The organism is Sphingomonas sp. HF-S4 (assembly GCF_032911445.1).
In the GTDB taxonomy this organism is placed as follows: Bacteria; Pseudomonadota; Alphaproteobacteria; order Sphingomonadales; family Sphingomonadaceae; genus Sphingomonas; species Sphingomonas agrestis.
This window is the reverse complement of record NZ_JAWJEJ010000001.1, coordinates 2,246,004-2,266,831: the sequence shown is the minus strand read 5'-3', so window position 1 is coordinate 2,266,831 and position 20,828 is coordinate 2,246,004. Positions and strand designations below refer to the sequence as shown.

Below are 20,828 nucleotides of genomic sequence, written 5' to 3'. Positions count from 1 at the left end.
TTGGAGAGAGTCTATGGACCGGCTGCCGCTGATCGCGCCGCGACCGCCGAAGCTGAGCCTGATGGGCACGCAACTGGCCGAGATCGAGGCGCGCGGCGTCTATTCGAACGGCGGACCGGTGGTGCGCGGGTTCGAGGCGGCGGCGACCGCGCAGCTTTTCGAGGGCAAGGGCGACTGCCTCGCCGTCGGCAACGCGACGCTCGGGCTGATGATGGCGATCCGCCACGCCGCGGGTCCACGCGCAGGCAAGGGCAATTTCGCGTTGATCCCGGGCTTCACCTTCGCCGCGACCGCGCATGCCGCCGAATGGGCGGGGCTGACGCCGCTGCTGTGCGACGTGGATCCCGAGGATTGGGCGGCGAGCGCTGAGGCCGAGGCGCAGGCGTTCGACAAATATGGCGACCGTATCGCCGCCGTCGTCCCCTATGCGACATTCGGCGCCGGGATCGATCTGGCGCGCTACCGGGGCTATGCCGAGCGTGGCCTGGGCGTGGTGATCGACGCCGCCGCGTCGCTCGGCGCGCTCGATGCCGAGGGGCGCCAGTTCGGCGCCGGGGCGCCGTTTGCAATGGTCTATTCGATGCACGCGACCAAGGTGTTCGCGACCGCCGAAGGTGGCCTGGTCCATTCGGGCGACGCCGAACTGATCGCGGCGCTGCGGCGGATGAGCAATTTCGGCTTCGCCGGCGGTCGATCGGCCGAGGGGCCGGGGTTCAACGCCAAGCTGCCCGAAGTGCTCGGGCTGGTGGCGCGGGCGCGGCTCGACGAGATCGAGGGAGTCGCGGCGCACCGGATGGCGCTCGATGCGGTCTATCGCAAGGCGCTGGGCAGCTTCGCGGCCGATAACGGCTTCGAGTTCCAGGAACTGCGCGGATCGCGGCCGGCACTGCAGTTCCAGTCGCTGCTGCTGCCGCGCGCCTTTGCCGGGCATCGCCGTGCGATCATCGAGACGCTCGCCGAGCAGGGGATCGGCGCGGCGAATTATTTCAGCCCGCATCTGGGCGAGCAGCCCTGGTTCCGCGCGCATGGCGTGAGCGAGCCGATGCCGGTGTGCGATGATATCGGAGCACGCGTTCTGTCGCTGCCGGTGACCGACGGGATGACCGCGAGCGATGTCGAGCGGGTGTGCGCGGCGCTGATCGATGCCTGCGCCGCCTCGGGGCGCAAGGGACTGCCGAGCGCCGAGCGGCGCGGGCGGCACGTCCATTCGGCGCTGATCGTCGGCGGCGGCCCGGCGGGGACCGCGCTGCTCACCGCGGCGAGCAAGAGCGACGCGCTGGTCACGCTCGCGCGGGGTGGCCTCGCCGTCGTCGAGCGCGACGCGGTGCTCGGGCGCGGCGAGCTAGGCACCTATGCGATCACGTCGGACAGCACGGCCGAGACCTTCCTCACCGCGGTGAAGGGCAATGCGGACCACGGTATCGCCGCGCTTGAAACCCACTCCTCGGGGCAGGAAATCGCGATGCACGCCGGCAAGCTCGGCGTGCCGCTGGCGCGGACCACGCCCTTCCTCGAAGCGACCGGCGCCGAGCTGGCGGGGATCGTCGCGGGGCAAGGCGGGACGGTGGCGACGCGCAGCGACGTAGTCGAGGCGCACCGTACGGCCGAGGGCGACTGGGCGGTGCGGGTGCGCAACCGGGTGACCGGTGAGGTCCGCGTGATGCGCGCGGCCAAGCTGGTGATCGCCACCGGCGGCTATCAGGCGCGCGCACATGTCGAGGCCGAGCGGGTCGCGGGCGTGACGCTGGGCGCGCTGGCGGGTGAGCGATTGATGACCGGCGACGCCTTCCTTCGCATCGGCGGGCTCGACGCGCTGCGGGAGCGGATTGCGGGCAGCCGTGCACCGCGGATCGCGATCGTCGGCGGATCGACCAGCGCGATGGCGGCGGCGGCGCTGATCCTCAAGGCGGCGCCGGCGCTGCCGCTGGGGGCGGGGGCGCTGGCGCTCTATCATCGCCGGCCGTTGCGGCCTTTCTACCCTTCCGTCGAGGCGGCGCGCGCCGACGGGTTCGACGATTTCGGCGCGCAGGACATCTGCCCGGTGAGCGGGTTCGTCTATCGGCTCGCGGGCTTCCGGCTCGAGGCGCGCGAGCTGGTGCTGCGGATGCTCGGCGTGGGCGGACGGGCGCCTGATCCGCGCATGGCGCTTCGGCGGATCGGCGAGGTTGCCGAGGCCGAGGTCCGCGCCGAGATCGAGGCGGCGGACGTCGTGATCGGCGCGCTCGGATACCGCCCCCGCGCGCTTCCGCTGTTCGACATGGATGGCAGCCGGATCGCGCTCGCGGCCGACGCGCCGGGGCGGCCGCGGCTGGTCGACCAGCAATGCCGGGTGATCGATGTCGAGGGGCGGCCGGTCCCGGGCGTGTTCGGCATCGGGCTCGCCTCGGGGCATGTGCCCGATGGCAAATTGGGCGGCGAGGCGAGCTTCAGCGGCAAGGCCAATGGCCTGTGGCTGTGGCAGAACGATATCGGCCATATGATCGTCGACCAGTTGCTCGACCGGCAAGCGCAGGCAGTCGCATGAGCATGCCCACCATATCGGTGATCATGGCGGTTTATAACGGCGCGGCGCTGCTGCCCGAGACGCTGGCGAGCCTGCGCGCGCAGACGCTGACGCACTGGGAGCTGATCGCAGTCGACGATTGCTCGAAGGACGGCAGTGTCGCGGTGCTCGAAGCGCTGGGCGATCCGCGCATCCGGGTGATCCGCGCCGAGACCAATGGCGGGCCGGTGGTGGCGCGCAACATCGCTTTCGCCGCGGCGCGCGGGCGCTATGTCGCCGGGCTCGACCAGGACGATATCAGCCTGCCGACGCGGTTTGCGCGGCAGGTCGCGTATCTCGACGCGCATCCCGAAGTGGCGCTGGTGAGCAGCGCCACCGATTTCCTGGTCGATGGCAGGCGGCTGCCCGGCAACTGGCCGCGCCCGCTGCCCCCCATACTGATCGACTGGCTGATGCTGGTGCAGAACCCGATCGCCTGGTCCTCGGTGATGTTCCGCGCCGATGCCGCACGGCGGCTCGAACCGTTCGAGCGGCCCGAGATGCGCTATGTCGAGGATTTCGACCTGTACCAGCGGCTGCGGCCGCACGGGCGGATCGCGCAGATCGACGAGGTGCTGATGCTCTATCGCTGCCATGCCGGCGGCGCCTCGAAGGTGTTCAACGGCACGATGCGCGCGCATGCCGAGGCGCTGCTGCGCGAGCGGCACCGCGCGCTGCTGGGCGATGCCGCGCCGGACATCGCCGGGCTGCTGGTCCGCCATGCGATGGCGCGCGAGCCGGTGGACGACATCGAGACGCTCAACCGGCTGTTCGCTGGGATCGGCGCGTTGTTCGAGGGATTCCGCGCGGCGAACCCGGGCGAGGATCTTGCCGCGATCGAGCGCGAGATCTCGCAGCTGTGGTGGCGCGTCTGCCGGGCGAGCGTGCGTTCGGGAACGCTGCTGCTCCACCGCGCGCTGCGCGGCCAGCGGCTGCCGCTCGACCGCGCGTCCGACCTGATCGCCAGCCAGGTGATCGGCGGCGTGCGCGCCGTGAAGCGTGGGCTGACGCGGCAGGGCTGAGCTTGCCCTCAATGCCGGGCCTGCGTCATAGCGGAGCGATGATCGATCGGCGGCATTTGCTCATCGCGCTTGGAACCATGCTGGCAGCGCCGCGTGCGCTGGCGGCGCAGCGCGCGCCTTTGGTGCTGGCCGCGGCGAGCCTGCAGGAATCGATGAGTGCGGCGGCGGACGCCTGGGCTCGGCTCGGGCATGCCCGGCCGGTGATCTCGTTTGCCGCCTCCTCGGCGCTGGCGCGGCAGGTCGCGGCGGGGGCGGCGGCGGACCTGTTCGTCTCGGCCGACGAGCCGTGGATGGACGATGTCGAGCGCCGCGGACTGATCGTGCCGGGCACGCGCGCCAACCTGCTCGGCAATCGGCTGGTGGTGATCCAGCCGGCGGACGCGCCGCGCATCCCGGCGAGCGTGCCGTTGCGCCGCGTCCTCGCCGGCGGCCGGATCGCGATGGCCGATCCCGACGCGGTGCCCGCCGGCAAATACGGCAAGGCGGCGCTGGAGAAGCTCGGCATCTGGAACGCCGTGTCGCCACGGGTGGTGCGCGGCGACAGCGTCCGCGCGGCGCTTGCGCTGGTCGAGCGCGGGGCGGCCGACTGGGGCGTGGTCTACATGACCGATGCGCAGGCCTCGGCCAAGGTGCGCGCCTTCCGGCAATTCCCGGCCGCGAGCCATCCGCCGATCCGCTATCCGATCGCGCGATTGAAGGGATCGACCAGCCCCGATGCCGAGGGCTTCCGGCGCTTCCTGCTGTCGCGCGCCGGCAAGGCGATCTTCGCGCGATTCGGGTTCACGGCGCTGTGAGATGCTGACGCCGGCCGAATGGGGGATCGTCGCGCTGTCGCTCAAGGTCGGCGGCGTGGCGGTGCTGGCAACCCTGCCGCTGGCGTTCGCGCTGGCCTGGCTGCTCGCCAGGGTGCGCTTTCCTGGGAAAGTGCTGGTCGACGGGCTGGTCCATCTGCCGCTGGTGGTGCCGCCGGTGGTGACCGGCTGGCTGCTGCTGCTGGCCTTCGCGCCGGCGGGGCCGATCGGGGGGTGGCTCGAAGCGTGGCTCGGCGCGAGCGTGCTGTTCCGCTGGACCGGCGCGGCGATCGCCTCGGGGGTGATGGCGCTGCCGCTGATGGTGCGCGCGATCCGGCTGTCGATCGAGGGTGTCGACCTGCGGCTCGAGGCGGCGGCACGGACGCTCGGGGCGGGGCGCTGGCGGACCTTCGCGACGATCACGCTGCCGCTGAGCCTGCCGGGGGTGATCGCCGGGGTGGTGCTCGGCTTCGCGCGCGCGCTCGGCGAGTTCGGCGCGACGATCACCTTCGTGTCGAACGTGCCCGGCGAGACCCAGACGTTACCGCTGGCGATCTACGCCGCGCTGCAGACGCCCGGAGGCGAGGCGCTGGTCCTCCGGCTGGCCGGGGTATCGGTGCTGCTGTCGCTGGTCGCGCTGGTGGCGTCGGAGTTGATCGCGCGGCGGATGGGAAGGGGCATGCATGTCCTTTGATATCGACGTCGGACGGCAGGTCGGTGATATCGTTGTCCAATGCCATATCGAGGCCGGCGACGGGCTGACCGTGCTGTTCGGTCCGTCCGGCGTCGGCAAGACCAGCGTGCTCAACATGGTTGCCGGGCTTCTCGAACCGGGCTGGGGATACGTCCGCGTCAACGATGAGTTGCTCTACGAAGCGAGCGACGATCCGTGGATTCCGGACTTCAATGTCCCCACCGAGCGGCGGCGCGCGGGCTATGTGTTCCAGGAACCGCGGCTGTTCCCGCACAAGCGGGTGCGGGCGAACCTGCTCTATGGCTGGCGGGCGGGGGAAGGCGCAGTCGATGTCGACGAGACGATCGGGCTGCTCGGGCTGGCGGGGCTGCTCGATCGCTGGCCGCGAACGCTTTCGGGCGGCGAGGCGCGGCGGGTGGCGATCGGGCGGGCGCTGCTCTCCAACCCGCGCTTCCTGCTGCTCGACGAGCCGCTGTCGTCGCTCGACCGCGCGCGGCGCGAAGAGATCATGGGGCTGATCGAGCGGCTGCGCGACGAACTGCGCCTGCCGATCCTGATGGTCACGCACGATCGTGCAGAGGCCGAGCGGCTAGGGAACCGGATCGTGGAGATTGGAGGTTCGTGCTCCTGCTTTCGCAGGAGCACTATTTCGCGCTTGCCGCCAGCAGCGCCGCCATCGCCCGGTTGAGCGGCGTTTCGATGCCGTGCTTCGCGCCCAGCCGCACGATCACGCCGTTGCGTGCGTCGAGCTCCATCGGCCGCCCTGCGACGAAATCGGCGTGGAGCGAATTGACCGAGTCCGGATGCGCCTTCCGCGTCCATTCGACGACCTGGTCGACGAGCCGGTCGGGCAGCGTCGCCCCTTCGGCGCGGCCCACCGCGACGCATTCGCGCACCAGCCCGCGCATCACCTCGGCCACGCCCTCGTCATTGGCCACCTCGGCGGCGCGGCGGGTGATCGCGCTGACGATGCCAGAACAGTTGATCGCGAGCTTGCGCCAGGCCGCAGTGGCGAAATCGGGCGTGGTCTTCGCGTCGATCACCGTCCGGGCGAAGAGCGCGACGAAGGCCTCGCACGCTTCGCCCTCCGGCACCAGGATCGTGCCGTCGCGGCGCTGGACGATCCGGCCCGGTGCGGTGCGCTCGGCGGGCAGGTCGATGATTACCGGCACCGTCCGTTCGGGCGGCACCATCGGGAAGCGCTCGCGCTGCTCGACGCCGTTCTGGATCACCGCCAGCCGCATGTCCGGGCCCATCAGTCCGGGCAGCCAGGCGGCCGCGGCGGCGCAGTCATAGGTCTTGGTGGTCGCCAGCACCCAGTCGACCGGCGTCGCCTGCGCGGGATCGGTGAGGATCGCCGGGGTCGCGCGGATCGTGCGCTCGGGCGTCTCGACTTCGAGATCGACGAGCGGCGTGCGGGCACAGACCGTCACCGCGTGCGTCTGCGCCAGCCAGGCGGCCAGCGTCCCGCCGATCGCGCCCGCGCCGATGACGGCAATCCTGCCGCCCGTATCCTGAGGTTCGGTTGCCATAGGGCCGGGATACGGACGCTGACCCGATCTGGCAATTTGCCGCGATCGGCGCGGCCGCCCCGTGGGTGCCTCTATAATTGGCTTGGGGATCAGCATCGAAAAGGCGCGCACATTTCGATCCCTCCCGGCATTATTCTCGGCCGCGCTGCTGGCGTTCGCTCCCCAGGCGCGTGCGCAGGACGGCGTGGAGTTCGGTGCCGACTATCTGATGGATGTGATGGCCGTCGCCGCCGACGACCGACCGGCCAAGCTCTATTGGCTGAACAATCTGGACGTCACCGCCGATCTCGATCTCGACATGCTCGCCGGCTGGCGCGGTGCGACGATGCATGTCGACGTGCTCGCCAATATGGGCCGCACGCCCAACGACCGCGCCGGCACGCTCCAGGGCGTCGACAATGTCGAGGTCGCCAGCCACCGGCTGCGATTGTTCGAGGCGTGGATCGAGCAGAAGCTGGGCGAGTGCACAACGCTGCGCACCGGTCTCTACGATCTCAACAGCGAATTCTACGCCACCGACGCTTCGGGCCTGCTGATCGGATCGGCGTTCGGGATCGGCTCCGAAGTCGCCGCCACCGGCCCCAACGGGCCGTCGGTTTTTCCGTCGACCGCGCTGACCGCGCGGCTCGATCATGAATTCGACGGCGGCGGTTTCGTCCGCGCGGCGGTGCTCAACGCCGCTGCGGGGACGCTGGGCGAGCCGCGTGGGCTCGATGTCCACTTCGACAATGGCGCGCTGCTGATCGCCGAAAGCGGGTTCGAGGGCCATGGCGGCAAGATCGCGGTCGGAGCGTGGGGCTATACCCAGCGGCAGGACGATGTCCGCCTGGTCGACGCCACGGGCGAGCCGATCCAGCGCCATGCGCACGGTGCCTATCTGGTCGCCGAGCGGCCGTTCAACTATCCCGAGGGGCGCCGCGCCGCCGCCGGTTTCCTCCGCATCGGCGTGTCCGACGGCAGGACCACGCCGTTCCGCGGCGGCTGGCAGGCGGGGGTGCTCGTCTCGAACCTATGGGCGGGTCGCGACGACAGCCAGTTCTCGATCGGGCTCAACCAGGGGGTGCTCGCGGAGAATTTCCGTCACGTCCTGCGTGCCGATGGTCTGCGCAGCGCTGCTGCAGAGAGCGCGATCGAAGTGACTTATTCGGACAGGATCGGCCCAGTGACGCTCCAGCCGGATTTCCAGATCGCGCTCGACGCGGGTGGCGACGCCGACGCCGAGACGGTGTTCATCGCCGGGTTGCGGGTCTCGCTGTCGCTGTAGCGCGCAGATCAGTTGCAGGCGAAGATGCTGAAATAGCTGGCGGTGGGCTTGCCCTGGCTCTGCTTGCGGCCGACCGCGAGTTGCTTGCTCGTCAGGAACGTCGCGGCAGCGTTCGCCGCCGCATCTTCGCCATCGCCGCCGTCCGATACGGCATAGAAGCCGGCAGGCCAATTGGCGCGGCCTTGCTCGCGGACGGTCCGCAGCCGCACGCGGCCCACGCGCACGCCCGGAGCGATCGCGCGGCCCCGCGCAGCCTCGATGCCGAGCAGTATACCGGCTTGGCGCGCCGCGGCATAATTGCCGGCTTCGCCCGGGCCCGCGCACCAGAACAGATCGACGTCCCAGCCGCTGTCGGGGCCCCTCGCGATCAACTGCGGGCCCAAAGTCACCTCGGCAGGGGGGACCGTGACGCCTGCGGTCTCGCCCGGATCGAGCGCGGTGGTCTGCACCTCGCTCAGTGCAACCTTCGCCGCCGTCGCCTGGCCGATCGCCTGCTGGACCAGCCGCGACGACTGGCCACCCGCTTTGAGTTGCGCGAGGGTCGCATTCAACTGGGCGATGCTCTTCTGCGCGACCTGGGTCTGGCGCTCGATCTCTGCGGCCTGGCGGCGGTTCTCGGCCAACAGCCATAGCATGATCGCCAGCGCGACGAGCGTGGCCAGGACGCCGAGCGCCGCGAAGGGCAGGGTACGCCGCCGCGTGCTGCTCAATTCGGCCAGCAGCGCTTCGGTCTGAGTCGTGAACGAGGTGCTCATGCCGTCGCGGCTTGGGTCGGTGTGGGGGCCGGTGTCGGGGCAGGGGGCGGCGCGGACGGGAGGGCGACGCCCAGGATCAGCCGCTCGATGATGTTGAAAGACTTGTTTAGATAATAGCTGATGCCCGCCGACGCTGCGGTCGAGATGCCGCTCGCCCCGAAGATGATCCCCATCGTCTTGGTGTCGACGACCTGCGAGTCGAACAGCTTGTAGGCGGCGAAGAGAAACAGGCCGAACGAGCAGACCCCGCAGATCACGCACAATATTCGCTCGAGCATGAACAGTTTCATGATCTGGCGGATGGCGTGGATCGCGTCGTCCAGTTCCTCGTGCTTGCTGGCCATCGCATGCACTCCTCTTGCATGAAGAGTGTCACGAGGAGGCGCCTGGTTCAAGTCGGAGGCAAAGAAAAAGCCGCCGCCCGGTCTACCGGACGGCGGCTCTTCTTGTTCAGCGCCTTAGAGGCCGAACTTAAGCGATCACTCGCTCTTGTTCAGATACTCGCCGGCATCCGCGTCGGTGCCGTGGCCCGAGGGGACCACGCTGGCCAGCGCGTCGTCGCCGGTGCCGCCGGCGTCGCGTGCCGAGCGGGCGAGTTCGGCTTCATGCTCTTCGGCCGCCGAGTTCGGCGCGATGAGCGAGGCTTCGTTCATCTTGCGCTGGGCGACGCGGAGCGCCGCATCACGCGACGAGGCCGCGACACGCAGGCGGTTCATGCCTGCGCCGGTGCCTGCCGGGATGAGACGGCCGACGATCACGTTCTCCTTGAGGCCGAGCAGGGTGTCCTGCTTGCCCTGGACCGCCGCCTCGGTGAGGACGCGGGTGGTCTCCTGGAACGACGCCGCCGAGATGAAGCTGCGGGTCTGCAGCGACGCCTTGGTGATGCCGAGCAGGATCGGCTTGCCCTGTGCCGGGGTCTGGCCCTTTTCGAGCTTGGCGTTCTGCTCGTCCATCTCGTCACGGTCGAGCTGTTCGCCCACCAGCAGGGTGGTGTCGCCGGACTCGATGATCTCGACCTTCTGCAGCATCTGGCGAACGATCACCTCGATGTGCTTGTCGTTGATCTTCACGCCCTGGAGACGATAGACCTCCTGGATTTCCGAGACGAGATATTCCGCGAGCGGCTCGATGCCGAGCACTTCGAGGATGTCGTGCGGATCGGGCGAGCCGCCGATCAGGTTGTCGCCACGCTTGACGTAGTCGCCTTCCTGAACGTCGATCACCTTCGACTTGGGCACCAGATACTCCACGACCTCGCCGCCGTCCTCGGGCATGATCCCGATCTTGCGCTTGGCCTTGTAGTCCTTGCCGAACACGACGCGGCCCGAGACCTTCGCGATGATCGCGTTTTCCTTGGGCTTGCGGGCTTCGAAAAGCTCGGCGACGCGCGGCAGACCGCCGGTGATGTCGCGGGTCTTGGCAGACTCGCGGCTGACACGGGCGAGAACGTCACCCGCCGACACCTGCGCGCCATCCTCGACCGAGAGCACGGCGCCCGGTGCGAGCATGTAGCGGCCGGCCTCCTCGGCGCTTTCGCCGGTGAGGGTCAGGCGCGGACGCAGATCCTCCTTCTTGGCGGAGACGCCGCGGTTCTCGGTGATGACGCGCTGGGCGATGCCCGTCGCTTCATCGACCTGCTCGGTCATCGTCTTGCCTTCGATGACTTCGACATACTTCACGGTGCCGGGGTTCTCGGTGATCACCGGCATGGTGAAGGGATCCCACTCCGCCATGCGGTCGCCCGCGCTGACGATGTGGCCGTCGTCGAACAGCACATAGGCGCCGTACGGGATGCGGTGCACTGCGAGCTCGCGGCCGTCCATGTCGACGATCGCGATTTCGCCCGAGCGGCTGAGCACCACGCGCCGGCCGCGCTGATCGACGATCAGGCGAAGGTCGCGATGCTCGATCGTGCCGTCCACCGGCGCTTCGAGGTTCGACTGCTCGTTGAGCTGCGCCGCACCGCCGATGTGGAAGGTACGCATCGTCAGCTGCGTGCCCGGCTCGCCGATCGACTGCGCCGCGATGACGCCGACCGCCTCGCCGATGTTCACCGGCGTACCGCGGGCGAGGTCACGCCCGTAGCATTTGCCGCAAACGCCGATGCGCGCTTCGCAGACCAGCGGCGAGCGGATCTTCATCCCCTGGATGCCGATGGCCTCGATCTGCGTGATCATCGCCTCGTCGAGCAAGGTGCCCGACGGGATGATGACTTCGCTGGTCTTGGCGTCGACCACGTCCTCGGCCGTGGTGCGGCCCAGGATACGCTCGCCGAGCGACGCGATGGTCGAGCCGCCCTGAACGATCGCGCGCATTTCCAGCGCACGCTCGGTCCCGCAATCCTCTTCCATGATGACGCAGTCCTGCGACACGTCGACGAGGCGGCGAGTGAGGTAGCCCGAGTTTGCGGTCTTCAGCGCGGTGTCCGCGAGGCCCTTGCGAGCGCCGTGGGTCGAGTTGAAGTATTCAAGAACGGTCAGACCTTCCTTGAAGTTCGAGATGATCGGAGTCTCGATGATCTCGCCCGACGGCTTGGCCATCAGGCCGCGCATGCCGGCGAGCTGCTTGATCTGCGCCTGCGAACCGCGGGCACCCGAATGGGCCATCATGTAGATCGAGTTGATCGGCTTCTCGCGGCCCTTGTTCGGACCGTCCTCATAGCGCTTCACAGCCTTGATCTCGTCCATCATGGCGCCCGCCACCTGATCGCCGCAACGGCTCCAGGCGTCGATCACCTTGTTGTACTTCTCCTGCTGCGTGATCAGACCGTCTTGATACTGCTGCTCGTAATCCTTCACGAGCGCGCGAGTCTCGTCGACCATCGCCACCTTGGCGTCCGGGATGATCATGTCGTCCTTGCCGAACGAAATGCCTGCCTTGAACGCGTGCCGGAAACCGAGCGCCATGATCGCGTCGGCGAACAGCACGGTCTCCTTCTGGCCGGTGTGGCGATAGACCTCGTCGATCACGTCGCCCACGTCCTTCTTGGTGAGGAGGCGGTTGACGGTCTCGAACGGCACCTTGTGCGACTGCGGGAGCGTCTCGCCGAGCAGCATGCGGCCCGGCGTAGTCTCGTAGCGCTTGAGGTACTGGTTACCCTCGGCATCGGTCTGCGGGACGCGGCTGGTGATCTTGGTGTGCAAGGTCACCGCACCGGCGTTGAGCGCCTGGTGGACTTCGCTCATGTCGCCCAGCAGCATGCCTTCGCCCGGCTCGCCGGTCTTCTCCATCGAGAGATAGTAGAGACCCAGAACCATGTCCTGCGACGGCACGATGATCGGCTTGCCGTTCGCGGGGCTGAGGATGTTGTTGGTCGACATCATCAGCACGCGCGCTTCCAGCTGGGCCTCGAGGCTCAGCGGAACGTGGACGGCCATCTGGTCACCGTCGAAGTCGGCGTTGAACGCCGAGCAGACCAGCGGGTGGAGCTGGATCGCCTTGCCTTCGATCAGCACCGGCTCGAACGCCTGGATGCCCAGACGGTGGAGCGTCGGCGCGCGGTTCAGCAGAACCGGGTGCTCGCGGATCACTTCGTCCAGGATATCCCAGACTTCCTTGCGCTCCTTCTCGACCCACTTCTTGGCCTGCTTCAGGGTCATCGAGAGACCCTTGGCGTCGAGGCGCGCGTAGATGAACGGCTTGAACAGCTCGAGCGCCATCTTCTTGGGCAGGCCGCACTGGTGCAGCTTGAGCTCCGGACCGGTCACGATGACCGAGCGGCCCGAATAGTCGACGCGCTTGCCGAGAAGGTTCTGGCGGAAGCGGCCCTGCTTGCCCTTGAGCATGTCGGACAGCGACTTCAGCGGACGCTTGTTCGCACCGGTGATGGTGCGGCCGCGGCGGCCGTTGTCGAACAGCGCGTCGACGGCTTCCTGCAGCATGCGCTTTTCGTTGCGGACGATGATGTCCGGCGCACGCAGCTCCATCAGGCGCTTGAGGCGATTGTTGCGGTTGATCACGCGGCGATACAGATCGTTCAGGTCCGAGGTCGCGAAGCGGCCGCCGTCCAGCGGCACCAGCGGGCGCAGCTCGGGCGGGATGACCGGCACGACGTCCAGGATCATCCATTCGGGCTTGTTGCCCGAATCGATGAAGCTCTCGACGACCTTGAGGCGCTTGATGATCTTCTTGGGCTTGAGCTCGGACTTGGTGACCGCGAGTTCTTCGAGCAGCTCCTTGCGCTCGCCTTCGAGGTCGAGATCCATGAGCATGATCTTGACCGCCTCCGCGCCGATGCCGGCCGAGAACGCGTCCTCGCCATATTCATCCTGCGCGTCGAGCAGTTCGTCCTCGGTGAGGAGCTGGAACTTCTCGAGCGGAGTCAGGCCCGGCTCGGTGACGATGTAGCTCTCGAAGTAGAGCACCCGCTCGAGCTGCTTGAGCTGCATGTCGAGCAGCAGGCCGATGCGCGACGGCAGCGACTTGAGGAACCAGATGTGCGCTACCGGGGCGGCCAGCTCGATATGGCCCATGCGCTCGCGGCGGACCTTCGAGACGGTCACTTCCACGCCGCACTTTTCGCAGACGATGCCCTTGTACTTCATGCGCTTGTACTTGCCGCACAGGCACTCGTAATCCTTGATCGGACCGAAGATGCGCGCGCAGAACAGGCCGTCACGCTCGGGCTTGAACGTGCGATAGTTGATGGTTTCCGGCTTCTTGATCTCGCCGAAGGACCAGCTGCGGATCCGATCCGGCGACGCAATGCCGATCTGGATCTGGTCGAAGGTTTCCGGCTTGGCCACCGGATTGGCGAAGTTGGTCAGTTCGTTCATTTCTGTTTCCTCATGGGAGGACAAATCTCTGGGCGGGCAGGGAGGGGCGCCACCCGCAGGTGGCGCCCGAACCCCTTATTCCGCTGCGATCTGGACGCCGTCGGTATCGAAGCCCGGCTCGTCGTTCTTGAGTTCGACGTTGAGGCCCAGCGAGCGCATTTCCTTGACGAGCACGTTGAAGCTCTCGGGGATGCCGGCCTCAAAGGTGTCGTCGCCCTTGACGATCGCCTCGTAGACCTTGGTGCGGCCGACCACGTCGTCCGACTTCACCGTCAGCATCTCCTGCAGGGTATAGGCTGCGCCGTACGCCTGCAGTGCCCAGACCTCCATTTCGCCGAAGCGCTGGCCACCGAACTGCGCCTTGCCGCCCAGCGGCTGCTGGGTGACGAGCGAGTACGGCCCGATCGAACGTGCGTGGATCTTGTCGTCGACCAGATGGTGGAGCTTCAGCATGTAGATGATGCCCACCGTCACGCGGCGATCGAACATGTCACCGGTGCGGCCGTCGAACAGCTCCGACTGCCCCGAGCTGTGCAGCCCGGCCAGTTCGAGCATGTCCGAAACGTCGCTCTCGCGCGCACCGTCGAACACGGGGGTGCCCATCGGCACGCCGGTCTTCAGATTGCCCGCCAGCTCGATGATCTGGTCGCTGGTGCGTGCCTTGATCTCGTCGGCATAGTGATCGCCATAGACTTCGAGCAGCCGCGACTTGACCGCCTCGGGCATGTCACCGCCCTTGGCATCCGGATTGGCTTCGCGCCAATCCTCGAGCGCGGTATGGATCTGCTGACCCAAATTGCGCGCGGCCCAGCCGAGATGCGTCTCGAAGATCTGACCGACGTTCATGCGCGAAGGCACGCCAAGCGGGTTGAGCACGAGATCGACCGGCGTACCGTCGGCGAGGAACGGCATGTCCTCGGCCGGCAGGATGCGCGAGATGACGCCCTTGTTGCCGTGACGGCCGGCCATCTTGTCGCCCGGCTGCAGCTTGCGCTTCACCGCGACGAAGACCTTGACCATCTTGAGCACGCCCGGCGGCAGCTCGTCACCGCGCTCGAGCTTCTCACGGCGGTCCTCGAACTTCTCCTTGATGCGCTTCACGGCCTCGTCATACTGGGCCTTCACCGCTTCGAGGTTCGACTGCATCGCGTCGTCCTGAACGGCGAACTTCCACCATTCGTGACGATCGACGCTGTCGAGCAGGTCGGTGTCGATCTCGGAGCCCTTCTTGAGGCCCTTCGGCGTCGCGGTCGCGACCTGGCCGAGCAGCATTTCCTTCAGGCGCGACCAGGTCGCACGGTTGAGGATGTTGCGCTCGTCGTCCGAGTCCTTCTTCAGACGCTCGATCTCCTCGCGCTCGATCGCCATCGCGCGCTCGTCCTTGTCGATGCCGTGGCGATTGAAGACGCGAACGTCGACGATCGTGCCGGCAACGCCCGGGGGCAGGCGCAGCGAGGTGTCGCGCACGTCCGAGGCCTTTTCGCCGAAGATCGCGCGGAGGAGCTTCTCTTCCGGCGTCATCGGCGATTCACCCTTGGGGGTGATCTTGCCGACGAGGATGTCGCCCGGCTCGACCTCGGCACCAATGTACACGATGCCCGCCTCGTCGAGGTTGCGCAGCGCTTCCTCGCCGACGTTCGGGATATCGCGAGTGATGTCCTCCGGCCCGAGCTTGGTGTCACGGGCCATCACTTCGAACTCGTCGATGTGGATCGACGTGAACACGTCGTCCTTCACGATCCGCTCGGAGATCAGGATCGAGTCCTCGTAGTTGTAGCCGTTCCAGGGCATGAACGCGACGAGCGCGTTACGGCCGAGCGCCAGCTCGCCGAACTCGGTCGACGGGCCGTCGGCGATGATGTCGCCGGCATTGACCACGTCGCCCACCTTCACCAGCGGGCGCTGGTTGATGCAGGTCGACTGGTTCGAGCGCTGGAACTTCATCAGCGTATAGATGTCGACGCCCGATGCGGTGGCTTCAACGTCGCCCGATGCGCGGATGACGATACGGGTCGCGTCGACCTGGTCGACGATGCCCGAACGGCGTGCGCCGATCGCGGCGCCCGAGTCACGGGCGACGGTCTCTTCCATGCCGGTGCCGACGAAGGGCGCTTCGGCCTTCACCAGCGGCACGGCCTGGCGCTGCATGTTCGAGCCCATCAGCGCGCGGTTGGCGTCGTCGTTTTCCAGGAACGGAATGAGCGACGCGGCGACCGAGACGAGCTGCTTGGGGCTGACGTCCATCAGGGTGATCTGCTCGGGCAGCGCCATCAGGAATTCGCCCGCCTGACGCGACGAGACCAGCTCCTCGGTGAAGCGGTTCTCGCTGTCGAGCTCGGCCGAAGCCTGCGCGATCGTGTGCTTGGCCTCTTCCATCGCCGACAGATAGACGACGTCGTTGGTCACCTTGCCGTCGATGATGCGACGATAAGGGGTCTCGATGAAGCCGTACTTGTTGACGCGGCTGAACGACGCGAGCGAGTTGATCAGACCGATGTTCGGGCCTTCCGGCGTTTCGATCGGACAGATGCGGCCATAGTGGGTCGGGTGAACGTCGCGGACTTCGAAGCCTGCGCGCTCACGCGTCAGACCGCCCGGCCCGAGCGCCGAGACGCGACGCTTGTGCGTCACTTCGGAGAGCGGGTTGGTCTGATCCATGAACTGCGAGAGCTGCGACGAGCCGAAGAACTCGCGGACCGCGGCAACCGCAGGCTTGGCGTTGATCAGGTCGTTCGGCATCACGGTCGAGACGTCGACCGACGACATGCGCTCCTTCACGGCGCGCTCCATGCGGAGCAGGCCGACGCGGTACTGGTTCTCGAGCAGCTCGCCCACCGAACGCACGCGACGGTTGCCGAGATTGTCGATGTCGTCGACTTCGCCCTTGCCGTCCTTGAGATCGACCAGCGTCTTAACCACGGCGAGGATGTCCTCGGTGCGCAGCGTCGTGACGGTGTCCTCGGCGTCGAGGTCGAGGCGCATGTTGAGCTTGACGCGGCCCACTGCCGAGAGGTCGTAGCGCTCCGGATCGAAGAACAGGCCGGCGAACAGCGATTCCGCGGTCTCGAGCGTCGGCGGCTCGCCGGGACGCATGACGCGGTAGATGTCCGACAGTGCCTGCTCGCGCTCCTCGGCCTTGTCGACCTTGAGCGTGTTGCGGATCCACGGACCCGTCGAGATGTGATCGATGTCGAGCAGTTCGAGCTTCTCGATGCCTGCCTTGTCGAGCAGTTCGAGATTCTCGGCCGACACTTCGTCGCCAGCCTCGATGTAGATCTGGCCGGTCGACTCGTTGATCAGGTCGTACGCCGAATAGCGGCCGAAGATTTCCTCGGTCGGGATGAGCAGCGTCTCGAGACCGTCCTTGGCCGCCTTGTTGGCTGCGCGCGGGCTGATCTTGTGGCCGGCGCCGAACACGACTTCGCCCGACTTGGCGTCGACGATGTCGAACATCGGCTTGGCACCGCGCCAGTTGACCGGATCGAAGGGGATCTGCCAGCCGTTCGGGCCGCGGACATAGGTCACGCGGTTGTAGAAATAGTTGAGGATGTCCTCGCTGTTCAGGCCCAGGGCATAGAGCAGCGACGTCACCGGCAGCTTGCGCTTGCGGTCGATGCGGACGTTGACGATGTCCTTGGCGTCGAACTCGAAGTCGAGCCACGAGCCGCGATACGGGATCACCCGCGCCGCGAAGAGATACTTGCCCGAGGCGTGGGTCTTGCCGCGGTCATGGTCGAACAGCACGCCCGGCGAACGGTGCATCTGGCTGACGATGACGCGCTCGGTGCCGTTGATGAAGAAGGTGCCGTTGCCCGTCATCAGGGGCATGTCGCCCATGTAGACGTCCTGCTCCTTGATATCGAGGACCGAGCGGGCTTCCGTATCGGGATCCACCTCGAACACGATCAGGCGAAGGGTAACGCGCATCGGTGCCGCATAAGTGATACCGCGCTGACGGCATTCCTCGACGTCGAACTTGGGGTCCTCGAGCTCGTAATTGACGAAGTCGAGCTCGGCGGTGCCGGCGAAGTCGCGGATCGGGAAGACGCTGCGGAGCGTCTTTTCGAGACCAGAGACATAGCCGATCGAAGGATCGCTGCGGAGAAACTGCTCGTAGGATTCGCGCTGAACCTCGATCAGGTTCGGCATCTGCACCACTTCGTGGATGTCGCCGAACACCTTGCGGATGCGGCGCTTCATCGTGCCGCCTTCGATCGCTTTGGTTGCCATGTGTGTTTGTGCCTCGTCAGCCGTAAGTTTGCCCCTGCCGGGGCGGGGGCGTAATTTCGCTGCCCCTGATCCGGGGCCGGGACGTGCCAAAGGACGCGAAAAGGCCGCGCGACTCCCTGTGCGGGTTTCGGCAGCTTTCGGCGTCCTGTAGAACCGCAGACCAATTCGATCGATGCACTGCGCGACGGCGCATCATTTCCCGGTGCTGTGGTGTGGTTGGCGATATAGGGCGCAGGGGGTCGCGTGTCAAATCGCGCAGGCGTGCAACTGCGTAGTTTTCCGTTCCGGATCAGCGCCGGACCAGCAGCACCCCGGCGACCATCAGCGCCAGCCCGATCAGCTTGGTGAGCGTGATCGCGTTGCGTTCGAGGCCGAGCATGCCGAAATGATCGAGTACCACCGCCGCGGTCAATTGCGCGGCGATGGTCAGGGTAAGGGTTACCGCGAGTCCCAGGCGCGGCGTCGCGAACGATACTGCGGCGACGAAAAAGGCGCCGTAGAGCCCGCCCACCCACGCCCAGGGCGGCGCCTGACGCGCGGCGGCGATCGGCGTGCGATCGATCAGCGCCCAGATCGCCAGCACCGCCGCGGTGCCGCCCAGGAACGAGATCGACGCGGCGAGCCACAGCGAGCTCGAGGCGCGGGCGAGCGTCGCATTGGTCGGCGCCTGCACCGCGACGCACAGTCCGGCGATCAGCGCGACGACGATCGGGAGCACGGCCTGCATCGGTTATTCCTCGAACGAGTGCGTGAGCAGGTGCCCTTGGCGGGTGCTCATACCCCGTCGAGCCGTTTGCGCCAGTCCTCGACGGTCCCCGTGACGAGCCGCCGCGCCGCGGTCTCGCGCCAGCGCGCGGGCAGCAGCGGCAGCGCGGCGATCGCCGCCAGGCTGTCGCGGTCCTTAACGTCGACATAGAGAATGCGGCGAAGGCGATCGATCGTCCATTCGGGCGCCGCGCGGTCGAGCAGGTGCAGCGTGTCGTCCGGGCCGACTTCGCCTTCCTCGATCACGCGATAATACCAGCCGGTCCGGCCGCTATCCTGCATTCGCCGCGCCATGTCGCGCAGCTCGAACCGCAAATTGAGCCGGAAGCAGGGTTGGCGGCCTTGCGAGACTTCGACCAGCGCAGTGCCCAGCCGAAAGCGGTCGCCGACTGCGATATCCACCTCGGTGAGGCCCGATGCGGCGATGTTCTCGCCGAACGCGCCCGGCCGGTCTAGCAGCGGGTGCGCGCCGATCTCGTCGCGCCATCGGGAATAGTGGTCGCTTGGATAGTGGTGGACCGCCTTGTCCGGGCCGCCATGATGCCGCGTGTCGCCCTGCTCGTCGCCGGCCAGGCCCGTGAAGGACAGCCGCAGCGTCCGATCCTGCGGGCATTTGTCGATCCCGCTCGCCACGTGCCGCGGACCGAGCGGTCGCACCGGGCCGGTCAGCAAGGCGTCGATCGCATGGTGTGCTGGGGGCTTCATCCTGTCTGTTCCGGCTGCCGGAAAGCTTCTCGGCGGAGTGGCGGCGGGCAATGCGCGATTGGGCACCGCCTATCAAGCCTTGCTTGCGGCGCGGGGGTTCGCGCCCCTATCTAGCCGTCATGCATGCGACATCCGACACGCTGGCCCTGATCGGCAACACTCCGCTGGTGCGGCTCAAGGGGCCGAGCGAGGCGACCGGCTGCGACATTTTCGGCAAGTGCGAGTTCGCCAATCCCGGCGCGTCGGTGAAGGACCGCGCCGCGCTGTTCATCGTTCAGGATGCCGAGGAGCGCGGGGCGATCCAGCCCGGCGGGACGATCGTCGAGGGCACCGCGGGCAATACCGGCATCGGCCTCGCGCTGGTCGCCAATGCCAAGGGCTACAAGACGATCATCGTCATGCCCGAGACCCAGAGCCGCGAGAAGATGGACACGCTGCGCGCCTTGGGTGCCGAGTTGGTGCTGGTGCCCGCGGCGCCCTATTCGAACCCGGGGCATTTCGTCCACACTTCGCGCCGCATCGCCGAGGAGACGCCCAACGCGATCTGGGCCAACCAGTTCGACAATATCGCCAATCGCCGCGCGCATATCGTTGGCACCGCCGAGGAAATCTGGGCGCAGATGGACGGCCGGATCCACGGGTTCACTTGCGCCGCGGGCACCGGCGGGACGATCGCCGGGGTCGGCATGGGGCTCAAGGCCAAGGACGAGGCGGTGTGCATCGCGCTGAGCGACCCGCACGGCGCCGCGCTCTACGACTATTATGCCTGTGGTGAATTGAAGTCCGAAGGCTCGTCGGTCGCCGAGGGGATCGGGCAGGGACGGATCACCGGCAATCTCGAAGGCGCGCCGATCGACACGCAGTTCCGCATCTCCGACGAGGAGGGGCTCGAATGGGTCCGCCGGCTGCTCGCCGAGGAGGGGCTGTGCCTGGGGCTCTCCTCGGGGATCAACGTGGCCGGCGCGGTGCGGCTGGCGCGGCAATTGGGGCCGGGCAAGCGCATCGCGACGATCCTGTGCGACACCGGCTTCCGCTATCTCTCGACGCTCTACAATCCCGAATGGCTGCGGGCCAAGGGGCTGCCCGTTGCCCCGGCGGCGGACGCCGCCTGAAACTTCGCCTCGACAAGTGCGGGTCCAGGCGTTACATTTTTGCCACAGCTATGAAGTCGGGATCGCGAGACTCAGAGCAGGCGATGCAGCGTGTCCGGGTCGGTATGACCGGGCTGGCGATGGTGCTGGTCCTTATCGGACTGGCCAGCGCGATCTTTTCCTCGGCCAATCGCGACGAGCCGGTCTCGGCGATCGGCGCGCCCAATGCCTCGGTGGTCGCCAACATGACCAGCGCGCCGGGCAACACTATCGAGAAGAAGGACGAACCGCTCGCCGAACTGGGCGTGGCGCCGAGCACTTCCTCGACCGACACGCCGCCGCACGAGCCGCAGCACAGCCGGCAGCAGTAATTCCCGTCCGCTGACGGGACAAGACGGGTGGGGCGGGGAGCGCCAGCGCCAGATCGACTCGCGCGCGCCGTGCGCCCGTCAAAAATGACCCCTCCTGCTCCTCTGTGCCTTGCCGACTGCGTGGCTGCCATGGGCTCCAGCCAACCTGATTGGAACTTATATAGAACATACCATGATTCAATGCAAAACCTCGCAATTCTGAGGGGCAAAGTGGGGCAAAATCCCGGCTGATCCCCGCTTTACCCGTTGTCACCCGCCTATAATTGTGTTCAAAAGGCTGTACAGGGGCGC

At 67.2% G+C, this 20,828-nt stretch carries 15 protein-coding genes; 8 read left to right on the top strand and 7 right to left on the bottom strand.

Annotated elements, in window-relative coordinates; genetic code table 11:
* Positions 1-13: 13 nt before the first annotated feature.
* The 5 genes from RZN05_RS10055 to RZN05_RS10035 are packed head-to-tail and all read left to right on the top strand — an operon-like array spanning position 14 to position 5,737.
* Positions 14-2,524, top strand: a complete 2,511-nt coding sequence (locus RZN05_RS10055) for a DegT/DnrJ/EryC1/StrS family aminotransferase (RefSeq protein ID WP_317226480.1) — start codon at positions 14-16, stop codon at positions 2,522-2,524.
* Positions 2,525-2,526: 2 nt separating this feature from the next.
* Positions 2,527-3,564, top strand: coding sequence for a glycosyltransferase family 2 protein (locus tag RZN05_RS10050; RefSeq protein ID WP_317226479.1), 1,038 nt, complete (start codon positions 2,527-2,529; stop codon positions 3,562-3,564).
* 38 nt (positions 3,565-3,602) lie between these two features.
* Entirely contained in the window at positions 3,603-4,358 is a 756-nt protein-coding gene (modA, locus tag RZN05_RS10045) for a molybdate ABC transporter substrate-binding protein (protein WP_317226478.1), read from the top strand.
* 1 nt (position 4,359) lies between these two features.
* Entirely contained in the window at positions 4,360-5,049 is a 690-nt protein-coding gene (gene modB, locus RZN05_RS10040) for a molybdate ABC transporter permease subunit (protein ID WP_317226477.1), read from the top strand.
* Positions 5,039-5,737, top strand: a complete 699-nt coding sequence (locus RZN05_RS10035) for an ATP-binding cassette domain-containing protein (protein WP_317226476.1) — start codon at positions 5,039-5,041, stop codon at positions 5,735-5,737. The genes modB and RZN05_RS10035 overlap by 11 nt, the downstream gene beginning before the upstream one ends.
* On the opposite strand, the gene RZN05_RS10030 is transcribed toward RZN05_RS10035, so the two are convergent.
* Positions 5,694-6,581, bottom strand: coding sequence for a 2-dehydropantoate 2-reductase (locus RZN05_RS10030; RefSeq protein ID WP_317226475.1), 888 nt, complete (start codon positions 6,579-6,581; stop codon positions 5,694-5,696). The two genes, RZN05_RS10035 and RZN05_RS10030, sit on opposite strands and share 44 nt — an antisense overlap.
* Before the next feature lie 82 nt (positions 6,582-6,663).
* On the opposite strand from RZN05_RS10030, the gene RZN05_RS10025 reads away from it, so the two are divergent.
* Positions 6,664-7,845: a carbohydrate porin gene (locus RZN05_RS10025; protein ID WP_317226474.1), complete on the top strand. Its 1,182-nt coding sequence runs from the start codon at positions 6,664-6,666 to the stop codon at positions 7,843-7,845.
* Positions 7,846-7,853: 8 nt separating this feature from the next.
* On the opposite strand, the gene RZN05_RS10020 is transcribed toward RZN05_RS10025, so the two are convergent.
* From RZN05_RS10020 to RZN05_RS09995, 6 genes are all read right to left on the bottom strand, one after another.
* Positions 7,854-8,600 (bottom strand): hypothetical protein, encoded by a 747-nt coding sequence (locus RZN05_RS10020; RefSeq protein ID WP_317226473.1) that lies wholly within the window; start codon positions 8,598-8,600, stop codon positions 7,854-7,856.
* Positions 8,597-8,944, bottom strand: coding sequence for a hypothetical protein (locus RZN05_RS10015; RefSeq protein ID WP_317226472.1), 348 nt, complete (start codon positions 8,942-8,944; stop codon positions 8,597-8,599). Before RZN05_RS10015 ends, RZN05_RS10020 begins: the two co-directional genes overlap by 4 nt.
* 135 nt (positions 8,945-9,079) lie before the next feature.
* Entirely contained in the window at positions 9,080-13,375 is a 4,296-nt protein-coding gene (rpoC, locus tag RZN05_RS10010; protein ID WP_317226471.1) for a DNA-directed RNA polymerase subunit beta', read from the bottom strand.
* Positions 13,376-13,450: 75 nt separating this feature from the next.
* Positions 13,451-17,605, bottom strand: coding sequence for a DNA-directed RNA polymerase subunit beta (rpoB, locus tag RZN05_RS10005; RefSeq protein WP_317226470.1), 4,155 nt, complete (start codon positions 17,603-17,605; stop codon positions 13,451-13,453).
* 289 nt (positions 17,606-17,894) lie between these two features.
* Positions 17,895-18,332: a DMT family transporter gene (locus tag RZN05_RS10000; RefSeq protein ID WP_317226469.1), complete on the bottom strand. Its 438-nt coding sequence runs from the start codon at positions 18,330-18,332 to the stop codon at positions 17,895-17,897.
* A 47-nt stretch (positions 18,333-18,379) separates the two neighbouring features.
* A complete protein-coding gene (locus RZN05_RS09995) occupies positions 18,380-19,075 on the bottom strand; it encodes an MOSC domain-containing protein (RefSeq protein ID WP_317226468.1) in 696 nt (231 codons plus the stop codon).
* Between the two features lie 119 nt (positions 19,076-19,194).
* Between RZN05_RS09995 and RZN05_RS09990 the strand changes: the two genes are divergently transcribed.
* Both RZN05_RS09990 and RZN05_RS09985 read left to right on the top strand, forming a co-directional pair.
* On the top strand, positions 19,195-20,187 hold the full coding sequence (locus RZN05_RS09990; protein ID WP_317226467.1) for a cysteine synthase A: 993 nt from the start codon (positions 19,195-19,197) through the stop codon (positions 20,185-20,187).
* An 83-nt stretch (positions 20,188-20,270) separates the two neighbouring features.
* Positions 20,271-20,537 carry a hypothetical protein gene (locus RZN05_RS09985; protein WP_317226466.1) on the top strand — a complete coding sequence of 89 codons (267 nt, stop codon included), beginning with the start codon at positions 20,271-20,273 and terminating at the stop codon, positions 20,535-20,537.
* The last annotated feature ends 291 nt before the right edge of the window (positions 20,538-20,828 follow it).

Excerpts from the sequence above, each read along its gene's own strand:
- RZN05_RS09985 (WP_317226466.1), top strand. The coding sequence starts at position 20,271 with ATGCAGCGTGTCCGGGTCGGTATGACCGGGCTGGCGATGGTGCTGGTC.
- rpoC (WP_317226471.1), bottom strand. The coding sequence starts at position 13,375 with ATGAACGAACTGACCAACTTCGCCAATCCGGTGGCCAAGCCGGAAACC.
- RZN05_RS09995 (WP_317226468.1), bottom strand. The coding sequence starts at position 19,075 with ATGAAGCCCCCAGCACACCATGCGATCGACGCCTTGCTGACCGGCCCG.
- RZN05_RS10055 (WP_317226480.1), top strand. The coding sequence starts at position 14 with ATGGACCGGCTGCCGCTGATCGCGCCGCGACCGCCGAAGCTGAGCCTG.
- modB (WP_317226477.1), top strand. The coding sequence starts at position 4,360 with ATGCTGACGCCGGCCGAATGGGGGATCGTCGCGCTGTCGCTCAAGGTC.
- rpoB (WP_317226470.1), bottom strand. The coding sequence starts at position 17,605 with ATGGCAACCAAAGCGATCGAAGGCGGCACGATGAAGCGCCGCATCCGC.
- RZN05_RS10035 (WP_317226476.1), top strand. The coding sequence starts at position 5,039 with ATGTCCTTTGATATCGACGTCGGACGGCAGGTCGGTGATATCGTTGTC.
- RZN05_RS10050 (WP_317226479.1), top strand. The coding sequence starts at position 2,527 with ATGCCCACCATATCGGTGATCATGGCGGTTTATAACGGCGCGGCGCTG.
- RZN05_RS10030 (WP_317226475.1), bottom strand. The coding sequence starts at position 6,581 with ATGGCAACCGAACCTCAGGATACGGGCGGCAGGATTGCCGTCATCGGC.
- RZN05_RS09990 (WP_317226467.1), top strand. The coding sequence starts at position 19,195 with ATGCATGCGACATCCGACACGCTGGCCCTGATCGGCAACACTCCGCTG.
- RZN05_RS10020 (WP_317226473.1), bottom strand. The coding sequence starts at position 8,600 with ATGAGCACCTCGTTCACGACTCAGACCGAAGCGCTGCTGGCCGAATTG.
- RZN05_RS10000 (WP_317226469.1), bottom strand. The coding sequence starts at position 18,332 with ATGCAGGCCGTGCTCCCGATCGTCGTCGCGCTGATCGCCGGACTGTGC.
- RZN05_RS10015 (WP_317226472.1), bottom strand. The coding sequence starts at position 8,944 with ATGGCCAGCAAGCACGAGGAACTGGACGACGCGATCCACGCCATCCGC.
- modA (WP_317226478.1), top strand. The coding sequence starts at position 3,603 with ATGATCGATCGGCGGCATTTGCTCATCGCGCTTGGAACCATGCTGGCA.